The organism is Bartonella sp. AA86SXKL (assembly GCF_042196885.1).
The window spans coordinates 1-1,135 of sequence record NZ_JBHIRE010000123.1; the positions used below are offsets into that span (position 1 = coordinate 1).

Below are 1,135 nucleotides of genomic sequence, written 5' to 3' on the forward strand. Positions count from 1 at the left end.
TAATTTTTTCTGCTTTACGATCCGCTTGGCTTACATAATCTGCCGGCCCTTTCAAGGATACCTGCAAATTTTGCACTTCACCATAATCGCGCACTAAAGAACGCCCTGCTTTCATGGCGGCTTGCACCATGACATTCATGACTGCAGATTGCGGCATCTTTTATCCCTTATTTATCTTTTTCATTTGCACGACGCACATAAATCAATTCATTGGTGTCAACAATGATACGTTCGCCGGCGTTAATAAAAGGTGGTACAAGAATACGAATACCATTTTCAAGAATGGCAGGCTTATAAGAGGCTGTGACCGTTTGCCCTTTGAGGGCAGGGTCAGCTTCAACAATCGTTACACTCACCTGATCGGGAAGCGATATACCAATCGGTTTTTCTTGATAAAGTTCAACAGTTACAGTCATCCCATCTTGGAGAAAAGCAGCACGTTCACCAACAAAATCTTTTTGTAATTCAAGTTGTTCATAGGATTGCGAATCCATAAAAATTAAAGCATCACCTTGTTGATAAAGAAAAGTAAAATCCTTTTGTTCAAGACGTACTCTTTCAACCGTTTCGGCTGCACGAAAACGTTCATTGAGTTTTGTACCATCTATCAGATTTTTCATTTCAACTTGATTAAATGCGCCACCTTTTCCTGGTTTTACAGCATTGCATTTCACAGCGACCCATAAGCTTCCTTGATGCTCAATCACATTACCAGGTCGAATTTCATTGCCATTAATTTTCATCGTCTCTATCCAATTCCATTCTTGCAAAAAGTGCTCTCTTTTTACCCTTGAGAGAGATCACTTATCGTCTTTGCAGAGAAAAAAGCCTAAAAACTGCTTCCAAAAAACTTTTGTGTATTTTCGCTTTCAACCTTTGCAAGACCATAAAAAGCACTCAGACGCAAGGCTTTTAAAAATTTGCACAAAGATTTTTGTGAAAATTTATAGATTTGAAGCAAAAAACATCATTTTTCTGAAGCCTGTGTTAAAAAATAGGTAGAAGCTTTATGATTTCTTTGCGTGCTTCCTCTAGCTGTGCATGGTCCATACCTTCAAGCATCATTTCAAGATCAGGGGCTTGTATTTTTGCATGCTTTGCAAGCATATACCACGCTGCTGCTCTTACTATATCG

The 1,135-nt window shown here is 38.9% G+C and carries 1 protein-coding gene and 2 pseudogenes; all 3 read right to left on the bottom strand.

The genetic code is table 11. The features are described from left to right. Positions 1-157, bottom strand: a pseudogene (locus tag ACFIO5_RS10370) (inositol monophosphatase); the annotation flags it as partial. A gap of 10 nt (positions 158-167) precedes the next feature. Beyond that, a complete protein-coding gene (gene efp, locus ACFIO5_RS10375) occupies positions 168-743 on the bottom strand; it encodes an elongation factor P (RefSeq protein WP_011181270.1) in 576 nt (191 codons plus the stop codon). Positions 744-987: 244 nt separating this feature from the next. Next, positions 988-1,135 (bottom strand): annotated as a pseudogene (locus tag ACFIO5_RS10380) (tetratricopeptide repeat protein); the annotation flags it as partial.